This window comes from Hanstruepera flava (genome assembly GCF_023634025.1).
Classification (GTDB): Bacteria; Bacteroidota; Bacteroidia; order Flavobacteriales; family Flavobacteriaceae; genus Hanstruepera; species Hanstruepera flava.
Map to the genome: position 1 here is coordinate 437,209 of NZ_JALJCW010000002.1, position 21,567 is coordinate 458,775.

The 21,567-nt window shown below is 35.1% G+C and carries 14 protein-coding genes; 1 reads left to right on the forward strand and 13 read right to left on the reverse strand.

Annotated elements, in window-relative coordinates; all coding sequences use genetic code 11:
- Positions 1-2 precede the first annotated feature (2 nt).
- The 3 genes from ccoN to MTX13_RS09610 form a co-directional block, all read right to left on the reverse strand.
- The gene (gene ccoN, locus MTX13_RS09600) at positions 3-2,189 is read right to left on the reverse strand and encodes a cytochrome-c oxidase, cbb3-type subunit I (protein ID WP_250434413.1); all 2,187 of its coding nucleotides are present in this window, start codon (positions 2,187-2,189) and stop codon (positions 3-5) included.
- 5 nt (positions 2,190-2,194) lie between these two features.
- The gene (ccoS, locus tag MTX13_RS09605) at positions 2,195-2,386 is read right to left on the reverse strand and encodes a cbb3-type cytochrome oxidase assembly protein CcoS (RefSeq protein WP_103052712.1); all 192 of its coding nucleotides are present in this window, start codon (positions 2,384-2,386) and stop codon (positions 2,195-2,197) included.
- An 82-nt stretch (positions 2,387-2,468) separates the two neighbouring features.
- Positions 2,469-4,838 (reverse strand): heavy metal translocating P-type ATPase, encoded by a 2,370-nt coding sequence (locus MTX13_RS09610; protein ID WP_250434414.1) that lies wholly within the window; start codon positions 4,836-4,838, stop codon positions 2,469-2,471.
- Between the two features lie 105 nt (positions 4,839-4,943).
- On the opposite strand from MTX13_RS09610, the gene MTX13_RS09615 reads away from it, so the two are divergent.
- Positions 4,944-5,621 (forward strand): Crp/Fnr family transcriptional regulator, encoded by a 678-nt coding sequence (locus MTX13_RS09615; protein ID WP_250434415.1) that lies wholly within the window; start codon positions 4,944-4,946, stop codon positions 5,619-5,621.
- A gap of 34 nt (positions 5,622-5,655) precedes the next feature.
- Here MTX13_RS09615 and MTX13_RS09620 read toward each other — a convergent pair whose 3' ends face one another.
- From MTX13_RS09620 to MTX13_RS09665, 10 genes are all read right to left on the reverse strand, one after another.
- Positions 5,656-7,602, reverse strand: coding sequence for a S9 family peptidase (locus MTX13_RS09620; RefSeq protein WP_250434417.1), 1,947 nt, complete (start codon positions 7,600-7,602; stop codon positions 5,656-5,658).
- A 28-nt stretch (positions 7,603-7,630) separates the two neighbouring features.
- On the reverse strand, positions 7,631-10,873 hold the full coding sequence (locus MTX13_RS09625; protein WP_250434419.1) for a WD40/YVTN/BNR-like repeat-containing protein: 3,243 nt from the start codon (positions 10,871-10,873) through the stop codon (positions 7,631-7,633).
- A 44-nt stretch (positions 10,874-10,917) separates the two neighbouring features.
- Positions 10,918-11,484: a YdeI/OmpD-associated family protein gene (locus MTX13_RS09630; RefSeq protein WP_250434420.1), complete on the reverse strand. Its 567-nt coding sequence runs from the start codon at positions 11,482-11,484 to the stop codon at positions 10,918-10,920.
- Between the two features lie 2 nt (positions 11,485-11,486).
- Complete coding sequence (locus MTX13_RS09635) at positions 11,487-13,124, reverse strand: M1 family metallopeptidase (RefSeq protein ID WP_250434422.1); 1,638 nt, start codon at positions 13,122-13,124, stop codon at positions 11,487-11,489.
- 87 nt (positions 13,125-13,211) lie between these two features.
- Positions 13,212-15,020: an acyl-CoA dehydrogenase family protein gene (locus MTX13_RS09640; protein ID WP_250434424.1), complete on the reverse strand. Its 1,809-nt coding sequence runs from the start codon at positions 15,018-15,020 to the stop codon at positions 13,212-13,214.
- 19 nt (positions 15,021-15,039) lie between these two features.
- Positions 15,040-16,230, reverse strand: a complete 1,191-nt coding sequence (locus tag MTX13_RS09645) for an acetyl-CoA C-acyltransferase (protein ID WP_250434426.1) — start codon at positions 16,228-16,230, stop codon at positions 15,040-15,042.
- Positions 16,231-16,234: 4 nt separating this feature from the next.
- The gene (locus tag MTX13_RS09650; protein ID WP_250434428.1) at positions 16,235-18,643 is read right to left on the reverse strand and encodes a 3-hydroxyacyl-CoA dehydrogenase/enoyl-CoA hydratase family protein; all 2,409 of its coding nucleotides are present in this window, start codon (positions 18,641-18,643) and stop codon (positions 16,235-16,237) included.
- Between the two features lie 2 nt (positions 18,644-18,645).
- Entirely contained in the window at positions 18,646-19,101 is a 456-nt protein-coding gene (locus MTX13_RS09655) for a MarR family winged helix-turn-helix transcriptional regulator (RefSeq protein ID WP_250434430.1), read from the reverse strand.
- 131 nt (positions 19,102-19,232) lie between these two features.
- Entirely contained in the window at positions 19,233-19,625 is a 393-nt protein-coding gene (locus MTX13_RS09660; RefSeq protein WP_250434432.1) for a hypothetical protein, read from the reverse strand.
- A gap of 100 nt (positions 19,626-19,725) precedes the next feature.
- Entirely contained in the window at positions 19,726-21,492 is a 1,767-nt protein-coding gene (locus tag MTX13_RS09665; RefSeq protein WP_250434433.1) for an AMP-dependent synthetase/ligase, read from the reverse strand.
- Positions 21,493-21,567 lie beyond the last annotated feature (75 nt).

The window sequence follows — 21,567 nt, forward strand, 5'->3', positions numbered from 1 at the left end:
TTCTAGTTTTGTGTGGTTGTTTCTAAATCGTTAACTTTTATATCTGTCCCTAATCGTTGTAAGTAGGCAATAAGCGCTACAATTTCTCGATTACGCATTTCAACAAAATCTGCTCCACCAGCTTGTTTGTCAGCTTCATAGGTTTCAGCAAAGTCAGGATCAGAATATAGGTTCTTTTCTATTTGGGTGCCTTGCTCTAACATATGTTGCTGAGCATTGGCGATATCTTCTTCTGTGTACGGAACGCCTAATGTTACCATGACTTCCATTTTGGCTTCGGTTTGCGACTTATCCAGTTCATTTCTAACAAGCCATTGATAAGCAGGCATTATAGAACCGGAAGATGTACTTTGTGGGTCGTACATATGGTTAAGATGCCAGTTATCTGAATATTTTCCACCAACACGATGTAAATCTGGCCCTGTACGCTTACTTCCCCAAAGGAATGGATGGTCGTAAACATATTCACCGGCTTTGGAATATTCGCCATAGCGCTCAACTTCACTTCTAAATGGACGTATCATTTGTGAGTGACATCCAACACATCCTTCTCGAATATAAATATCACGTCCTTCTAACTCCAATGGCGTGTAAGGCTGCACACTACTGATTGTTGGGACGTTAGATTTCACCATAATTGTTGGGATAATTTGTACAATACCACCTATTAATATAGCAACAGTAGCGTAAATAGTCAATTTTATAGGTTTGCGTTCTAACCAAGTGTGCCAACCTTCTCCGGCAACACGACCTTTAGCTACTCTTTGTAAGGCTGGTGCTTCGGCTAATTCATCTTCTACTTTAGAACCATTTTTAACGGTAAGAATAATATTGTAAACTAATACCAATAGTCCCGTAATGTATAATGTTCCACCAATAGCACGCATCCAGTACATAGGGATAATTTCAGATACGGTTTCCAAAAAGTTACCATATACTAAAGTACCATCCGGATTAAATTGTTTCCACATACTTGCTTGAGTAAAACCAGCGACGTACATAGGCAATGCATAAATAATAATTCCTAGCGTTCCAATCCAGAAATGAAAATTGGCTAAAGCAACAGAATATAGCTTCGTTTTCATTAACCTTGGAATGAGGTAGTATATAATACCAAAGGCCATAAAACCATTCCATGCTAATGCTCCAACGTGTACGTGGGCAATAATCCAATCGGTAAAGTGACCTATGGCATTTACATTTTTTAATGATAGCATTGGCCCTTCAAAAGTGGCCATACCATAACCTGTAATGGCAACAACCATAAATTTTAAAACAGGATCCGTACGTACTTTGTCCCATGCACCACGCAAGGTTAATAAACCGTTTATCATACCACCCCAAGACGGCATAATCAACATCACTGAAAAAGCAACTCCTAAGTTTTGAGCCCATTCAGGTAAAGCCGTATACAATAGGTGGTGAGGACCAGCCCATATATAGATAAATATTAAAGACCAGAAGTGTACAATAGACAATCGATATGAGTAAACAGGCCTATTAGCCGCTTTAGGAACAAAATAATACATAAGTCCTAAAAATGGTGTCGTTAAGAAAAATGCAACCGCATTGTGCCCATACCACCATTGTACTAGTGCATCTTGGACTCCGGCATAAACCGAATAACTTTTCATAGCGCTTACAGGCAATTCAAAACTGTTAAAAATATGAAGTACAGCTACAGTTACAAAGGTTGCCAAGTAAAACCATACGGCTACATATAAATGACGTTGTCTTCTTTTTAGGATAGTCCATATCATATTTACACCAAAAACGACCCAAACCAAAGCAATGGCGATATCTATTGGCCATTCTAACTCGGCATATTCCTTTGAGGTTGTATAACCTAACGGTAATGAAATAGCGGCAGCAACAATAATTAATTGCCAACCCCAAAAATTTATATTACTTAAAAGGTCGCTGGCCATTCTTGTTTTTAATAAACGCTGTAGAGAGTAATAAATACCAGCAAACATGGCATTACCAACAAAAGCGAAAATAACAGCATTGGTATGTAAGGGTCTTAAACGACCAAAACTTAACCACGAAATGCCATCGGTAAGGTTGGGGAATAGAAACATAAATGCGAGTAGCAAACCCACAACCATTCCTACAACACCAAATACAATGGTGGCATAGAGGAATTTTTTAACGATTTTGTTATCGTAATAAAACTGTTGTACTTCCATAATAATTAATTAGTTTTTTTTGGTTTAATGATGGTTTTTTTAGGTTGTTCTTTGACAAGTTCATCATCAAATAACATACGTACAGAAGGCGTATAACTATCGTCATACTGCCCATTTTTTACAGCATAAATAAAAGCTATAAAAAAAATTACAGCAACTATAATGCTGATACTCAATAAAATGTATATAACACTCATACCTATTTGAAGTTACATGTCAAAAATATTGTTAAAAGTTACTTAAAAATATGATAAAAATCATGTTTCACATTATTTGTAATCATTCTAATTTCCTACCTATTAAATTTGTTGCAATAGTTGTAAAAACTACAATGCTAATAGAACTTAAAGGCATTAATATAGCTGCAATTACTGGTGCTAATTGTCCTGTTACTGCAAAGTATAATCCTATTATGTTATAAATAAATGATAGTATAAAACTCCATTTTATAATTTTAATCGCCGATTTGGAAGCTTTAATAAACCGATATAGTTTATTGAATTTTGTAGCATCTAAAATAGCATCACAGGCAGGAGAAAATACATTTACATTTTCTGAAATAGCAATTCCTACATTACTTTGAGCTAGTGCTCCTGCGTCATTTAAACCGTCACCAACCATAAGAACTTTAGCGCCTTCGGTTTGATGATATTTTATATATTCTAACTTGTCCTCTGGTTTTTGGTTAAAAATTAATTTGGTTTTAGATGGGAGTAACTTTTTTAGGTTTTCTAATTCTCCTTCATTATCTCCAGAAAGTATTACTAAATCGTAGTGCTTTTTAAGTTTATTAAACAGTTTTGAAATACCTTTTCTATAACTATTATAGAATGTGAATTTTCCCTTGTACTTATTATTGGTACTAATATGAACTGTTGTGTTAAGCAATTGGGTTTCAGTAGCTCCAACAAAACTGGCTGAACCAATTTTTATACAATCTTGTTCATGGGATGCTTCTATACCTTGTCCTAAATGTTCTTCAAAGTGATTGAGCGAAATGATATTATGACTGTCTAAAATATCATATAATGTACGGCTTAAAGGATGATTAGATCCACGAAGGGTATTTTTTAATAAAATCTCTTCTGAATTAGAAAGTGATTCGCCTTCGTAGGCAGCTGTACTTTTTCTATTTGATGTTATAGTTCCAGTTTTATCAAAAATAATAGTATTAATGTGTGCCAACTGTTCAATAACCGATGCGTTTTTTACGTAAAATTTTAGCTTTCCAAAAATTCGTAACAAGTTACCAAATGTAAATGGCGCTGATAGGGCAATGGCACATGGGCAAGCTATTATTAAAACAGCTGTAAAGACATTCATAGCTTTAGAGGAATCTACTACCAACCAATAGCTTGTAGCTAAAATGGCTATACTAAGTACTGCTATAGTAAAGCGTTTGCTAATAGCATTGGTCAAGGTCGTAAAACCCTCTTCTTTATTTTTGCTAAATACATCATTACTCCATAATTGCGTTAGGTAGCTTTGCTCAACAGATTTTAAAGCTTCCATTTCTATAACACTAGAGGTTTGTTTGCCACCAGCGAAAAGTTTATCTCCAGAAGTTTTGGATATAGTTTCAGATTCTCCAGTTACAAAACTATAGTCAATTCTAGCTTTACCGTTAATTAAAATGCCATCTACAGGGATGAGTTCTTCATTTCTAATAAGTAATCTATCACCTTTTTTTATATCGTAAACTTGAATAGGTGTCTCTTTACCTTCAAAAATTTTAGTAATAGCAATTGGAAAATACGATTTGTAATCGCGTTCGAATGATAAAAATGAATAGGTTTTCTGTTGAAAAAATTTCCCTAATAATAAAAAAAACACCAAGCCTGTTAGGCTATCGAAAAAACCAGAGCCTAAATCAAAAATAATTTCAACTGTACTTCTAATAAACAGTACTGCAATACCTAATGCAATTGGAACATCTATATTTAAGAGTTTAGATCGAAGCCCTTTATAAGCCGAAATAAAATAATCTTGTCCAGCATAAAAAACAACAGGCAGAGAGAAAGCAAACATAATCCACCTAAATAGGTGTTTATACTTTTCCAACCAGAATTCACCAACTTCAAAATATTCAGGAAATGACAAAAACATAACGTTACCAAAGGCGAAACCAGCAATGCCTAATTTATAAATTAACGAACGATTTATATGTTCTTCACCGGTTTTAAAATCGTCGAGGGAAATGTATGGTTCATACCCAATGGAACTTAAAAGTAACACAACATCTTTTAAGGTTACGGCTTCAGAGTTATATGTAACCCTAACATTTTTTTTACCAAAATTAACTTGAGAAGCAGAAATATTTGCATTTAATTTAGATAAGTTCTCAAGAATCCAAATGCAAGAGCTGCAATGAATATGTGGAATGTATAATGTGGTAATTTGAATTTTACCATCATTAAATTCGGTTAACTTTTCTATAATATTCTCTTGGGACAGAAAATCGTATTTGCCTTCAATTTCTTTTGGTACCGCACCAGGAGCATTTTGAAAATCGTAATAACAGGTTAAGTCGTTTTCAGAAAAAATGTCATAAACAGTTTTACAACCATTACAGCAAAACAGTTTATCATTGTAAGTTATTCGTTCTGAATTACATATGTCGCCACAGTGGAAACAAGTAGCCTTGTCCATAAAAATTGCTCATTTTATACCTGTAACAAAAGTCACAAAACATGAGTAGACAATATATGATATTTGTCATGTTTTAACTAACTTTACAAAACATTTTTATTAGGTATGAGTAAGTGCGAACAATGTATTATACGCCAGTTTAATTCATTAAAATCTTTAACTAAAGAGGAATTAATTAGAATTTCTGGTTGTAAAACGACAAAAACCATAAAAAAAGGCGAAATTATTTTTGAGGAAGGTGAAAACATCAATGGCGTTTTTTGCGTAAAGGATGGGATTTGCAAATTGTCAAAATTAAGCGCCAATGGTAAAGACCAAATAGTAAAATTGGTTGTAAAAGGTGATTTGTTGGGTCAGCGCTCTTTGGTTGGTGAAGAGTCGGCTAATTTGAGTGCTGTAGCTCTAAATGATATGGAAGTTTGTTTTATACCCAAACATGAAATAATGAATGATTTACAACAAAACTCTAAATTTTCGTTTGATGTTTTACAACAAATGGCTAAAGATTTAAAAGAGAGCGATGACATTATTGTTAATATGGCTCAAAAATCTGTAAAACAACGTTTAGCTGAAACCTTAATTTATGTTTATAACCATTTTGGAAATAACGACGAAGGGTTTTTAGATGTAATCTTATCGCGCGAAGATTATGCTAATATTGTTGGAACAGCAACAGAGTCGGCCATTAGAATACTTTCTCAATTGAAAAAAGAAGGTTTGATTTCAACCTCTGGGAAACAAATAAAGATAGAAGACTTAAAAGGTCTTGAAAGTATAGAATAAAAAAACGCTCTCAAATTTGAGAGCGTTTTTTAGTTTATTTTTCAGCTTCGATTTCAGTATCTGGTATTTCACCATCAACAGGCTTGTTAACTTCCTTGAGGTAAGTATCTAAAAATTTCAGAATACTACTGTAGGCTTCAATTTGATTTTCCTTTTTAACAAAGCCGTGTCCTTCATCTTCAAATAAAACATATTCAACTGGAACACCATTTGCTCTAACACCCTCAACTATTTCATCAGATTCTACTTGTAATACTCTAGGGTCTTGTGAACCTTGCAGAACAATTAAGGGTTTGGTAACCTTGTCAGTATGAAACAAAGGTGATATGCGTTTTAACCTTATGGAATCAGCTGAATGAGGGTCCCCTAGTTCTAGATAAAGCGATTCTCTAAACGATTCCCAATAAGGTGGAATACTTTTTAAAGTACGTAGCCAATTGGTAACACCAAAAATGTTTACACCTACATCAAATTCTTCGGGAGTGTAAGTTAAGGCGGCCATGGTCATATAACCACCATAAGAACCCCCTATAATTCCAATTTTATCACCATCAATTTCAGGTAGTGTTGCCAGCCAGTTTTTGCCTTCAACACAATCTTGTAAATCTTTCTCACCATGGTTTAAATCATCCATCTTATAAAACGTTTTTCCATAACCGCTACTACCGCGATTATTGACGGCTAAAACAGCATATCCATGATTCACCATATACTGTATCAAGGAACTAAAGTTTTGACGAGACTGTCCTCCTGGACCGCCATGCACCCAAACCATAGCTGGTACTTTATTGGTTTCAGAGGCTTGATGTGGTAGGTAATAAATAGCTGGTATTTCTACACCATCAAACGATTTGAATCTAATAACTTTTGCAGTAACCAAATCATCTGGGTTAATCTCTTTATTAAGAACATTGGTCAATTTGTGTTGTTCTTTGGTTTCAAAATTGTAAGTGTATAAGTCTGATGGCGCGTTAGAACCTCCTACATACATGCGCATCCAATTTTCATCTTCAGAAAAACTAACACTAGTTATACTTTTATCTCCAAAATCAGGTAATTCTATAGGGTTCATAGTACTGGCATCCAAAACCTCGATAGTATTTTTTCCATCTTCATTTACAAAAACGGTCATGTACTTACCCTTTTCAGTAAAGCTTGAACCCCAAATATCCCAGTTTTTTTCTAAAACTTTGGTTTTTTCACCAGTTTCCAGATTATAGGCCATTAGGTATGCAAATTCAGCACCATCATCCGTTGTATAATAAAATGTATTATTATCAATAGAAAAACCTTGGGCAGAATTTCCACTTAAATTCTCGTTGACTTTTATTTTTTTATTAGTCTCTCTGTTTACTATAAACAAATCACTATCATTGGTGTTTAAAGATTTTGATAATGCGATGTGTTTTTCATTATTTGATATGCTATTAAGATTAAGCCCGTCGTTATTTTGATAAAATAGTTCAGATGAAAAGTCCTCAATATTCATTTCATAAACATCAAAATACCTCGAATCCCTTTTATTAGAACCGTAATAGAATTTAGTTTTATCGTCAGACCAACCATAAAAATTAGATTTTGCACCGTCAAACGGTGTTAAATCTGTAATATTTCCGTTAGGGTCTCTCAAATAAATATGGTCTAACTCATCTCCATTTCCATCTGATGAAAACAAAATGCGTTCATCATTGGGGAAGTAAGAAATAGCAAAAATTGAAGAGCTATCCGATTGTGTTAGTGGCTTAAATTCACCGCCTTTTACTGGTATTTCATATAAATTATAAATTCCAGATCGGTTGCTATGTACCAATAATTTTGAATTATCAGGTGCAAAACTACCATTGCCTACAGCCTCATTATCCATAAACTGTTCTATGGTGTACTGTGTTATTTCAGGTGCTTTTTTAGCAACTGATTCTTTTGGCTCATTTTTACATGATAAAAATGCACCAATCATAAATAATACAACTATTTTTTTCATTTTTAGTGTTTTAATTATGTAGGTTTATTTAATCGATTTTAAAGGTCTTTGTTTCTTTAAACGGATTTATTTCTAATTCCTCCATATTGGATTGATAATTTTTCCAATCGTTATTGAAAAATTCATTAGTCTTTTCAAAAGCATCATTAATAGCATTTTTTGCAAAATCTATTAATTGAGTTTCTGTCCTTGTTAATCCATTTTGACGAGAATTAACATAACTTCTTGCAGCACCTAATCTATTATTAACTGTCATTTCCCTACTTCTGGTAATGCCTTGTCTTTTGTCTTGCTTTCCGAGATATATGTCAATTAACTCATCAATTTTTTCAATTATTTCTTTTGATGATTTAATATTATCCTCATATTTTTCTTTATCTAACTTCTTTAAGTCTGATTGATACTTTTTGGCTATATTTTTACTTTCAACTAATTGCTTAACAGCATCAGCAATTTCTTGTTGCATAACCTCTAATTGCTTTCCTGCATTATAAACTTCATCAATATTTTTTTGAGAAACTTCAATTCTAGGGTCTGATTTAACCGTAATAAATGCTTCAGATTTTTGATCGCCATAACTCATAACTACTTTATAGCGACCAGGTTTAACGCTCACGCCTCCTGGCTCATTTTTAGATTCCCTAATGCTACGTGAAGGTCTAGAAACACCAGCTTCATCCATATACCAAGTCCATTTGTGTAAGCCTGATTCTTTAGGTGTTTTGCGCTTTAAGGTACGCATCAAACGATCACCATCATAAAATTGCATGGTAATGGAATCCCATTTGATAACATTTTCTTCTTTTTCAAAGTCGCTATTGTTATCATCAACTTCAACTTCGTCATCATTCTCAATATCTGTATTTTTATTTTTCTCATCATCATCAGCTTTTTTTTCATTGACAGTAATGAAGTAAGAGAGCGTAGCACCATAGCCTCTGTTCTCACCATGATACATGGCATCGGCTCCAAAACGACTTCCTGTTGGTTGTTGATATGCTGCTTGATAAGCGGTTGGAGGCTCAAATAATTGTAATTTTGAATTGATAACCGATTTATCTTTAGCCATAGCTCGTAATGGTCTAATATCATCTAGAACCCAAGCCGCACGACCAAAGGTACCAATAACCAAGTCATGCTCCCTTGGTTGAATGACCAAATCTTTTACGGAAACGGTAGGGAAGCCTTCTGTCCATTTCATCCATTTGTTTCCAGCATCTAACGAGATGTATAAGCCATCATCAGTACCTAAAAACAATAGATTAGGTTCTTCAATATCTTCAACTATTGCCAACGTGTAACTTTCAACGTCATTTTCATCTACAATACGTGACCAAGTTTTGCCATAGTCTTTTGTTCGATAAGCATAAGGTGTATAGTTAAAACGTCTATAATCATTAGCAATGAGTAAGGCTTCACCTTTATTTTTATTACTGGCTTTTATTTGTGGAATCCAACTGCCAATAGGTAAGCCTTTTATATTTTTGGAAACATCAGTCCATGTTTCACCACCATTTTGTGTAATGTGAACACGACCATCATCTGTGCCAACCCAAAGCATGTCTTTTTCAACAGGAGATGGTTCAATAACCAAAATAGTGCAATGGTTTTCAGCACCAGTAGCATCCATAGTCAAACCACCACTTTCTGATTGTTTTTGTTTTTCAGGATCGTTTGTTGTTAAGTCTTCTGAAATAATGTCCCAAGTTTCACCTTTATCCGTAGATTTATGTACAAACTGACTACCAAAATAAACCGTACTATTATCAAATGGATCGATATTTATAGCAGAATTCCAATTAAAACGTAACATGGTATCTTCGTCTGGTGGAGTAGGGCGAACCATGTAATTATTACCAGTTTTCCAATCGTAACGCGAAACATAACCTTGTTGACTCATGGTCCAACCAAATCTGGAATCGTCTTTGTCTGGAACTACGTCAAAACCATCTCCAAAACTGATTTCCTGCCAATAAGAATTGCGAATTCCTTGTGAGCGCCACACATAAGCTGGTCCTCGCCAAGACCCATTATCTTGCATACCACCATAAACATTATAAGGGAATTCATTATCAACATTAATATGGTAGAATTGCGCCACGGGTAGATTGCCTATAAAGCGCCACGTTTTTCCACCATCGTGTGTTATATTCATACCGCCATCGTTACCATCAATCATAAAACTCCCATCGTTTGGATGAATCCACCAAGCATGATGGTCAGGATGAATACCATTACTTACGCCATATGCTGGCATAAGTTGACTAAAGTTTTTACCACCATCTTCACTTACATTTACGTAAGTAAACACCGAATAGACACGATTTTCATTTTGTGGATCTACATAAATTTCGGAATAATAGAAAGGCCGATTACCAATATCATTTTTGTCATTGATTTTTCGCCATTTAAAGCCGCCATCAACACTTTTATAAAGTGCATTTTTTTTAGCTTCTACTAAAGCATAAATGATGTTTGGTTTATTGGCAGCTATGGCAACGCCTATTCGACCTAGATTTCCTTCTGGAAAACCATCGTTTGAAGTTACTTTATTCCATGTTTCGCCACCATCATGGGTAATATGTAAACCTGAACCTTCGCCACCGGAATTAAAAAACCAAGGGTCTCGCTTATGTTCCCACATGGCAGCGATTAATTTATTAGGATTTGTGGGATCCATAATTAAATCGGCAGCACCTGTTTTGTTGTTTGCAAACAAGATTTTTTTCCATGTTTTACCACCATCGGTAGTTTTATAAACACCGCGTTCTGGGTGTTCGCCCCATGGTGAGCCAATGGCTCCTGCATAAACCACATTAGGATTAGTTGGGTCAATGATAACCCGATGTATATGCCTGGTTTTTTCCAAGCCCATAAGCTGCCAATTCTTGCCACCATCTAAAGACTTGTAAATACCATAACCGCCATTGAGACTGTTTCTTGGGTTTCCTTCTCCTGTACCTACCCAAATCACGCTCGGGTTGGATTGTTGAATGGCTACTGAACCAATAGAACCAGTTACTTCATTATCAAATATAGGATCCCATTTTATACCTCCTGAAGTTGATTTCCATAATCCACCAGATGCTGTACCAACATACATAACATCTGGATTATTATGTACAACATCTATTGCTGTAACACGCCCAGACATACCGCCAGGCCCAATATTACGCGGTTTCATGTTTTTTACTAGATCTAAAGAGAATTCTTGTTGCGGAAATACAATAGCCAAGCTAAAAAGCATGACGAGGGTCACTATTTTTTTCATTCGGATTGGTTTGTTAAACACTAAAATTAATGAAAAAGAAATGGTTAATTTCTTGATTTTATATTTTTAACACAATACGAAATTATTTCTTTAATTCTTTTTTGTTTGGTTTCTTCGCGTTTAGCGCTATTTAACCAAGACAAATAACCTTTTCGATAAGACGGTGCAAAATTTTTGAAGTTTTCAAATGCTATTGGGTTTTTGTCAAATGCTTTTTTGAGATTATCTGGAATAATACCTTTTTCAACTGCATCCATAGCGAACCATGTACCTGTTTTTTTAGCATGCTCTATTGATTTATAACCGGACTCTTGAATTAAACCTTGCTGTTCAAGTTCAGCTATATACTTTTTGTTTAGTGTGCTCCAATTACTTTTAGACTTTCTACGTGTAAAATATTGTTTGCGTTTTCCATGGCCTAAACTTTTAACAGTAGCATCAATCCAACCAAAGCATAAGGCAACTTTTACAGCTTCTTCCCAACGCATGGTTGGCATATTGGTTTCTAGTTTGTAAAATATAAGATAAACGGCATTGTGCTTTTCATGATTTTGTAACAACCAGTCGTACCAATCAATATCACGCTGAAAATAAAGTTCAGGAATTTCCAATGTTATAGTTTTTTGCTGTACACGTAGAAATCTTTATCTATCTCTATATTATTAGATTTTATGGATAATGTTTTCCATTGGGCAGTAGGGAATAACCACTGCTTTTTATTATCAATGGTAACTTCAATTGGCATATCAAATTTGTCTACAATATTTATCCAGCGATATTTTAGGTTTCCATCTACAATCTCATATTCTAAAGTTGGAATCATTGTGGTTCTCAAATATTGACTAAAAAACTCGGTTAAATCTATTCCAGATTGCTCACTTAAGTAATCTTCTATTTGTTTTGTTGTAACGGTTTGATGATAGAATGTACTGTTCAGACCTCTTAAAATTTGTCGCCATTTGTCATCATCTTCAATAAGTTGACGCAGTGTGTGTAGCATATTTGCGCCTTTATAATACATGTCACCAGAGCCTTCTTTATTAACATTATAAGGGCCAATAAGTGGTTTGTCGTTTTGAATTAGTTTTCGTGTACCAATTACATATTCTGCAGAAGCTTCTTTTCCATAGTGGTAATCTAAAAATAAGTTTTCGGAATAAGCTGTAAATCCTTCATGAATCCACATATCGGCGATGTCTTTGTTAGTTATGTTGTTGGCAAACCATTCATGACCGGCTTCGTGGATAATAATAAAATCAAATTTCAAACCCCAACCTGTTCCTGATAGGTCATTACCTAAATAGCCTTTTTTGTATTGATTGCCATAGGTGACCGAACTTTGATGCTCCATACCTAAATAAGGAACTTCAACAAGTTTAAAGCCGTCTTCGTAAAAAGGGTATGGGCCAAACCAGTGTTCAAAAGCCTTCATCATTTTTGGTGTATCTTTGAAATGTTCTTTTGCTTTATCAAGGTTATAACTCAACACATAATAATCTAAATCCAATGGGCCTTTTTCACCTTGATAGACTTCTGAAAAATGGACATAATCACCAATATTAACATTAACGCCATAATTATTAATTGGATTGCTAACAAACCAATTTGATGTTACTGTACCGTCTTCATTATCTGTTTTAGATCGTAATCGTCCATTTGAAATATTACTTAATCCTTTAGGGTTAGTAATTGTTATAAGCATACTATCCACTTCATCATACATATGGTCTTTGTTCGGCCACCAAACGCTGGCACCTAACCCTTGACAAGAAGTTGCCACAAAATGATTTCCGTTTTTATCTTTTTTCCATGAAAAACCACCATCCCAAGGAGCTCTCACAGCTTCTTTGGGGTAACCTTGATAGTGTATTTCTAAAGAATTGATAGTGTTTGGAATTTGTTTGTCAATAAGTGAAATGAAATGGGCATTGCCATCACGTTTTACCGATAATTCTTTGCCATTTTGTGTTGCCTTTGTTATGACTAAAGGCTCTTGCAAATCAATTTGAATGGTAGAGTAGGGCTCCAAAACTTTATATTTTATGGTGTTTTTTCCAGAAATAAATTTTTCGTCTGGATTTACACTAATATCTAAATGATAATACGTTAAATCCCACCATTCACGTTCTGGGGTAATAGTTCCACGTAATGTGTCTTGACGAGTGAAATTCGATTTTTCTTGAAGTAACCCTTGGCTGAAACTACTGACTGAAATAAAAACAAGGACAAATAATATGTTAAAATGCTTCATGTTTATTTTTTGACTAAAATACTAAAAAAAGGAAAGCCGTTCCAATGATTGAAACGGCTTTTCACTCCTAACTAAACTTAACTACAACTAAAAGCAGTACTTATTTTCGGCTTTTACTTTTTCGGCTATTTCGTTTCTTAAGTCTACGATATCCGGATAATTCTGATATTTTGTAAATCGCTTAAGACCCATAAGCATCATGCGCTGTTCATCGCCTTCGGCAAATGAAATGATACTTTCTTTTCCTTTGTCTTCTACAATATTTACAGCATTGTACAAGTATAATTTTGCCATAGCTATTTGAACAGATTGTTCTTTCTCTCCAAATCGTTTCGCATTCTTTTCGGTACGAAGAATGGCAGATTCTGCCATGTATATTTCGATTAGAATGTCTGCAGCAGCTACCAATAATTGTTGGTGACCTTCTAAATCCGGACCAAATTTTTGAACAGCACCACCAGCAACCATTAAAAAGGTTTTCTTTAACTTTTTAATCATTTCCTTTTCTTCTGAAAACAATTCAGAATAATCAGGTGTTTCAAACGATGGAATACCCATTAACTCTTCTTGGACTGCTTGGGCAGGACCTAATAAATCCACATGACCTTTCATGGCTTTTTTAACCAACATACCTACAGATAGCATACGGTTTATTTCATTGGTTCCTTCATAAATTCTAGCAATTCTGGCATCTCTCCAGGCAGCTTCCATAGGGGTTTCTTTTGAGAATCCCATACCGCCAAATATTTGAATGCCTTCATCAGCACAGTTTTGAACATCTTCAGAAACGGCTACTTTTAGTATAGAGCATTCAATGGCGTATTCTTCAACACCTTTTAATTCAGCTTCTTGATGTGAATTTCCAGCAGCTTCTCTTAAGGCTATGCGGTCTTCTATATTTTTTGATGCACGATAGGTAGCCGATTCACCAGCATAGGCACTTGCAGCCATTTCAGCCAACTTCTTCTTGATAGCACCAAAATCAGATATTCTGGTTTTAAATTGTTTACGTTCATTGGCATATTCAACAGCTGTAGTTGTAATACGTCTTTGTGAATCTAAACAAGCAGCTGCTAATTTGATACGTCCAACATTAAGCGCATTCATGGCAATTTTAAAACCTTCGCCACGACCAGCCAACATATTCTCAACAGGCACAACTGTGTCATTAAAGAATACTTGTCTTGTTGAAGAGGCATGGATACCAAGCTTATGTTCTTCTTCACCTAAAGTAATACCATTTGGATTTTCAGGATCATATTCCACAATAAAGCCAGTAATATTTTTATCATCTTCAATACGCGCGAAAACAATCATTAAGCGGCAAAATCCAGCATTGGAAATCCACATTTTTTGACCGTTAATTTTATATGTTTTACCGTCAGCAGAAAGCTCGGCAGTTGTTTTACCTGAATTGGCATCACTACCAGCGCCTGGCTCTGTTAAGCAATAAGAACCAAACCATTCACCTGAAGCTAATTTTGGTACATATTTTTGTTTTTGTTCTTCTGTACCATATAAGGTTATTGGCATCGTTCCAATACCTGTATGCGCTCCAAAGGCTGTACTGAACGAACCAGTACCACTGGAAATGTAATCACATGTTAATACAGTTGATACAAATCCCATTCCTAATCCACCATAGGCTTCAGGAACGGCTACTCCCAAGAATCCGAGTTCACCAGCTTTACGCATGCACTCTTCGGTTAACGCGTAATCTTTTGCTTCAAATCGATTCTTGTGTGGAATGATTTCTCGGTCATTGAATTCCATAACCGCTTCTTTCATCATGTTTTGCTCTTCTGAAAAATCTTCAGGTGTAAACACATCATCGCAGTTAGTTTCTTTTACCAAAAACTGACCACCTCTTAATATGTCTTTTTCTATTGCTTCCATAACTCTATAATTGTGTTTTTTAATTTAAAAATTCGAAAATTCCACAAGCGCCTTGACCAGTTCCTACGCACATAGTAACGGCACCGTATTTTCCTGTCATGTTTCGCTTACGCATTTCATCAAACAGTTGCACTGAAAGTTTAGCACCTGTACATCCTAATGGATGTCCCAATGCAATGGCACCACCATTTACATTAACAATATCGTTGTTTAGGCCTAATTCTCTGATAACTGCTAATGATTGCGATGCAAAAGCTTCATTAAGTTCTATTAATTCCAAATCAGATTGTTTTAGGCCTGCTTGTTTTAAGGCTTTTGGAATGGCTTTCACAGGACCAATTCCCATAATTCGTGGTTCAACACCAGCAGCAGCATAGTTTACTAATCTGGCAATAGGTTCTAAATTCAATTCTTTTACTAAATCTTCACTCATAACCATTACGAATGCAGCACCATCACTCATTTGAGAAGAATTTCCAGCAGTAACACTACCACCTTGAGCAAAAACAGGTCGAAGTTTTGCTAGAGCTTCTAAGTTTGTTCCTTTACGAGGACCTTCATCTTTGGTTACGGTATAATTTTTTGTTGCTTTTTTACCGTTTTCATCAATATATGTTTGCTCTACTTCTATGGGCACAATTTGATCTTGAAAGCGATTCTCAGCTTGAGCTTTTAAAGCTTTCATATGTGAATTATAGGCGAACTCATCTTGGTCTTCACGAGATACTTTAAACTGATTGGCTACAGCTTCAGCTGTATTACCCATTCCCCAATAGTATTCTTCATGACCAGCTTTAACAATATCATAATTTAATTCTGGTTTGAATCCTGTCATAGGAACAGCACTCATGCTTTCAGCACCACCTGCGATAATACAGTCGGCCATTCCAGCTTGAATTTTTGCCGTTGCAATTCCTATAGTTTCAATTCCAGAAGAGCAAAATCTATTTACCGTCACGCCAGGAACATCTACAATGTCCAATCCCATTAAAGATATAAGCCTTCCCATGTTTAAGCCTTGGGAACCTTCTGGCATGGCGTTACCTACAATCACATCATCTATGCGTTTTTTGTCAAAATCGGGTAGCTCTTTCATCATATGAGCTATGGTTTCAGCAGCTAACTCATCTGTTCTTTTAAAACGGAACACGCCTTTTGGTGCTTTACCAACAGCTGTTCTATATGCTTTTACTATATATGCTTGTTTCATTTTATTAGTTTCTTAAAGGTTTTCCTGTTTTTAACATGTGTTGGATGCGTTCTAGAGTTTTTCGTTCCGTACACAACGATAAAAATGCTTCGCGTTCAAGGTCTAAAAGATATTGTTCAGATACCATTGTAGGTTCTGACAAGTCACCACCAGCCATAACGTATGCTAGTTTATTGGCGATTTTATGATCATGCTCACTAATGTAATTTGAAGCTTCCATAGAATCTGTTCCCACTAAAAACATTCCCAAAGCTTGTTTACCTAACACTTTAACGTCTGCTCTTTTGACAGGTTTGGTATATCCTGCGTCAGCCAATAATTTGGCATGGGCTTTTGCAGTTGCAATTTGGCGATCTTTGTTTACAACAATAACATCTTTTCCTTTTTGTAGGATTCCTAGGTCAAAAGCTTCGTAAGCTGAAGTGGATACTTTAGCCATTCCAATTGTTAGAAAGTATTCTTGTAATACGTTTAATTCCACATCTCCTTTTCTAAAGGTGTCTTGAGCTCTTAAAGCCATTTCTTTAGAGCCACCACCACCAGGAATTACACCAACTCCAAACTCAACGAGTCCAATGTAGGTCTCTGCAGCTGCAACAACTTTATCAGCATGCATTGATAACTCGCAACCACCACCTAAAGCCATTCCATGAGGTGCTGCTACAGTTGGAATAGAAGAGTAGCGCATACGCATCATTGTATCCTGAAAATACTTGATTGCCATGTTCAGTTCGTCATATTCTTGTTCGGCAGCCATCATAAAAATCATACCTATATTGGCACCTACCGAGAAATTAGCGGCTTGATTTCCAATTACTAATCCTTCAAAATCTTTTTCGGCAAGATCAACAGCTTTATTTAATCCTGCTAATACATCGCCACCAATGGTGTTCATTTTGGATTGGAATTCACAATTCAAAATACCATCACCCAAGTCTTCAATAACAACACCTGAATTTTTGAACACTTCGTTCGATTTTCTGATATTATTTAATATGATAAAGGCATCTTGTCCAGGAATTTTAGTTTGCGTTTTAGAAGGAATATCGTAGAAGTACGTAGCGCCTTCTTTTACCGAATAGAATGATTTACTACCTGATGCTAGCATTTCATTTACCCAATCGGCTACTTGATGCCCTTCAGCTTTAATTAGCTCCAATCCTTTTTCAACACCTACAGCATCCCAGATTTGGAATGGGCCATGTTCCCATCCAAAGCCAGCTTTCATAGCATCGTCAATCTTATATAAATCATCAGATATTTCTGGAATTCTATTGGATACATAGGCAAACATGGCGGCAAAATTCTTACGATAGAATTCACCAGCTTTGTCTTTTCCTTTTACCAAAATAGGGAAGCGGTCTATGACCTTGTCAACTGTTTTGGTTAATTCAAGTGTCGCAAATTGTGCACGCTTTTTTGAACGATATTCTAAAGTATCTAAATCCAGTGATAAAATTTCGCTTTTACCTTTGTCGTCTTTTATCTTCTTGTAGAAACCTTGTCCTGTTTTACTACCCAACCATTTGTTCTCCATCATGGTATTGATGAAATCAGGAAGCTTAAATAATTCATGTGCTTCATCATTAGGACAATTTTCATAAATACCATTGGCAACATGTACTAATGTATCCAAACCAACAACGTCAACTGTTCTAAATGTAGCCGATTTTGGTCGGCCGATTACAGGACCAGTTAATTTGTCAACTTCTTCAATGGTAAGCCCTAATTCTTTTACTTGATGAAATAAGGACTGAATTCCAAAAATCCCAATTCTGTTTCCAATAAATGCTGGTGTATCTTTAGCAATAACTGATGTCTTTCCAAGGAATTGTTCACCATAATTGTTTAAGAAGTCCAAAACATCTGAATCTGTTTTAGGACCTGGGATAATTTCAAAAAGTTTTAAGTAACGTGCTGGATTGAAGAAGTGTGTTCCACAGAAATGTTTTTGGAAATCATCACTTCGGCCTTCACTCATAAATTTAATTGGAATACCTGAAGTATTTGATGTAATTAAGGTTCCTGGAGTTCTGTGTTTTTCAAGATTTTCGAATACCTGTTTTTTAATATCCAAACGTTCAACAACAACCTCAATAATCCAATCGACATCTTTAACTTTTGCAATATCATCTTCTAAATTCCCCGTTGTTATTCTATTGGCAAATTTTTGATGATAAATAGGAGAGGGCTTCGATTTTAATGCTCCCTGTAGAGAATCATTAACAATACGATTTCTAACTATTTTATTTTCTAATGTCAAGCCCTTGGCTTTTTCATTTTCGTTTAGCTCTCTAGGAACAATATCGAGAAGAAGTACATCTACACCAATATTGGCAAAATGGCATGCAATACCGCTTCCCATTATTCCAGAACCAATAACAGCTACTTTATTTATTCTACGTTTACTCATATTTATTTAAGTATATGTTCTTTTTGGTTATATATTTTTTTGTTTGATATCATATTATTTATGAGTTCGGCAACTTCATAAAAGTGGTCAAGTTTCTCTTGAGAAATGTTTTTCCGAATAGCTTCATTAAAAGTCAAAACTTTTTCCCTTGAATAGGCACGTTTTTCACGACCAAATTCTGTTAAGTGAATAATGACACCACGACCATCTTCCGGATTTGGTTTACGCTCGATAAGTCCTTTTTCTTCCATGGTTTTTAAAGTCCTAGAAAGGCTTGTAGCTTCCATGCCCATTTTAGGGCCAAGGGACGTTGAAGGCGTCCCATTTTCAGGGTCAATACTCAACAGGGCAAAACCAGTAGCCATAGTGGTTTCGAATTGAGCAGCTTCTTCGTTGTACATTTTGTTAATGGCTAACCAGGTGGTCCTGAAGACATAATCAATGGTTTTATCCTTCATAATGTAATTTTTCGAAAACCAAAGATACAGAAAATTTATTATGCGTGCATAATAAATTTAAAAAATAAATAATAGAATAGATAAAAAAAGCGCTTCATAATTGGAGCGCTTTGAGTTCTGTAAAGATTAACTTAACCTAATTTACCGCTAACAGCTCCAACTGCACCACCTACAATACCAGAGGTAACAATATAAATGAACAATACAAGCCCAAACATTTCATAGTTTGGTGAAGCTTGTTCTGCAAGATTAAAAAAGCCTTCAATAAGACTCATAAATAGACCAATGATTACACCTGCCTTTAATCCTGCTCCAAACGTTGTTATATCAGCCCATTTATTAAAAATAAAGGAAATGAAAAATCCAAAAGCAAAGCATCCACAAGTAATAAACAACATGGCATTTGTTGTTTCATCTGGTTGAGGAAATTTATCTGCAAAGATAATTCCGTAAAACAACCACCCTAAAAGCCAGTCAATGATACCACCTACAATACCACCTACGATAAAATTTTTTGTACTCATAATTTTAAATGTATTAGTTAGTATTTTAAATTTAAAATTTTAAGAGCTAACTTGCTTAAGGATAGTAGAATAGTTATTAACTAAAATACTAAGGTTGTTTTTATGAACGATAAATCTTTTCGATAAGACCTTTATACTTTTCTTTTATAATCTTACGTCTCATTTTCATAGTAGGAGTGAGGTGTCCACCATCAATAGTCCAAACATCAGGAGTGATTTCAAATTTTTTGATTTGTTCCCATTTACCAAATTTTTTATTGGCGGAATCGATTTCTTCTTGAATTCTATCTTTTAATTTTTGATTTTCTCTAATTGTGCCGTTAGAAAACTCAATATTATGGCGTTTAGCCCATTCCTCTACAAATTCATAGTTTATCTGAATTAAGGCAGCAGGCATTTTTTCACCCTCACCTATAACCATTATTTGTTCAATAAAACGGGATTGCTTGAATTCATTTTCGAGTAGGGCAGGAGCAACATATTTTCCACCAGAAGTTTTAAAAATTTCTTTTTTGCGATCTGTGATTTTAAGAAAACCATCTGAATCGATTTCACCTATATCACCAGTATGGAAATAATCACCAGACATGACTTCTGCGGTTTTATCAGCATCTTTATAATAGCCTTGCATAACGTTGGGTCCTTTTACCAAAATCTCACCGTCTTCTGCAATTTTCACTTCCACATTATCTATAATGCGACCAACGGTTCCAATTTTAAACCCATTATTTCGCTGGTCATTTACAGAAATTACAGGAGACGTTTCCGTTAGGCCATAACCTTCCATTATTGGCATGCCAGCTGCAGCAAATACCCTTGTTAATCGAGGTTGTAAAGCTGCGCTACCTGAAACCATGAGTTCTAAATTTCCACCAAGGCCTTCTTGCCATTTACTAAATATGAGTTTACGAGCTAATTTTAATTGCTTTTCATACCACCAACCATTTACACCATAAGGTTCGTATTTTAAGCCTAAATCTATTGCCCAAAAGAAAAGAGCTTTTTTTACTCCTGACAACTCACTGCCTTTAGCAACAATTTTATCGTATACTTTTTCATATAAACGCGGAACTGCAGTCATGACATTAGGTTTGACCTCCTTTAAATTATCACTCATAGCTTCAATGGATTCAGCAAAATAAATTTCAACTCCACAGAATTGATACAGATATAAAATCATGCGTTCAAAAACATGACAAACTGGAAGAAAACTCAAAGATTTGGATTTTCCATAATCAAATGGAACCCGCTTTTCACTATCCAAAACATTTGATACAATGTTATTATGTGAAAGCATCACACCCTTTGGTGTTCCTGTAGTTCCGGAAGTATAGATTAAGGTGGCTAAATCATGAGGTTTCACTTGTTTTTTTCTATCTTCAACAACATCTTGATTAGAATCGTCTTTACCTAATTCTAGAACATCTTTCCAATTGGATTCACCTGTAACCTCATCAAAAGTATAAACGCCTTTGAGTTTAGTATTGCCTTTAATAGCATTGAGTTTTTCAACAATATCTTGGTCTGAAACAAAACAATAGGTTGATTCTGAATGATTCAAAATATATTCATAATCTTCTTTGCTTATGGTAGGATAAATAGGAACATTTTGAGCACCAATTTGAAGAATCCCAATATCAACAACATTCCATTCGGTTCTGTTGGTTGTAGAAATTACAGCTATTTTATCGTTTGGATCAACACCTAAACGTAGTAAACCACGGCTTATAGCGTTGGCTTGATTGATATATTCTTGAGTTGAAATTGAAAACCACTCACCATTATACTTAGTAGTAAAGGCTTTATTAAGGTTATAGGTTTCAAGTTGGTGGTAAGGAAAATCAAAAAGTCTGGTAATATCTGCCATCTGTCTTGTCTAATTTGAAGACATGCAAATTATGAAATAAAAAGGTATTATCAAATGGGAAAAATATCTTCAATT

Bases quoted from the DNA above. Each gene is read 5' to 3' on its own strand.
- ccoN (WP_250434413.1), bottom strand. From the start codon at position 2,189: ATGGAAGTACAACAGTTTTATTACGATAACAAAATCGTTAAAAAATTC.
- ccoS (WP_103052712.1), bottom strand. From the start codon at position 2,386: ATGAGTGTTATATACATTTTATTGAGTATCAGCATTATAGTTGCTGTA.
- MTX13_RS09610 (WP_250434414.1), bottom strand. From the start codon at position 4,838: ATGGACAAGGCTACTTGTTTCCACTGTGGCGACATATGTAATTCAGAA.
- MTX13_RS09615 (WP_250434415.1), top strand. From the start codon at position 4,944: ATGAGTAAGTGCGAACAATGTATTATACGCCAGTTTAATTCATTAAAA.
- MTX13_RS09620 (WP_250434417.1), bottom strand. From the start codon at position 7,602: ATGAAAAAAATAGTTGTATTATTTATGATTGGTGCATTTTTATCATGT.
- MTX13_RS09625 (WP_250434419.1), bottom strand. From the start codon at position 10,873: ATGAAAAAAATAGTGACCCTCGTCATGCTTTTTAGCTTGGCTATTGTA.
- MTX13_RS09635 (WP_250434422.1), bottom strand. From the start codon at position 13,124: ATGAAGCATTTTAACATATTATTTGTCCTTGTTTTTATTTCAGTCAGT.
- MTX13_RS09640 (WP_250434424.1), bottom strand. From the start codon at position 15,020: ATGGAAGCAATAGAAAAAGACATATTAAGAGGTGGTCAGTTTTTGGTA.
- MTX13_RS09645 (WP_250434426.1), bottom strand. From the start codon at position 16,230: ATGAAACAAGCATATATAGTAAAAGCATATAGAACAGCTGTTGGTAAA.
- MTX13_RS09650 (WP_250434428.1), bottom strand. From the start codon at position 18,643: ATGAGTAAACGTAGAATAAATAAAGTAGCTGTTATTGGTTCTGGAATA.
- MTX13_RS09655 (WP_250434430.1), bottom strand. From the start codon at position 19,101: ATGAAGGATAAAACCATTGATTATGTCTTCAGGACCACCTGGTTAGCC.
- MTX13_RS09660 (WP_250434432.1), bottom strand. From the start codon at position 19,625: ATGAGTACAAAAAATTTTATCGTAGGTGGTATTGTAGGTGGTATCATT.
- MTX13_RS09665 (WP_250434433.1), bottom strand. From the start codon at position 21,492: ATGGCAGATATTACCAGACTTTTTGATTTTCCTTACCACCAACTTGAA.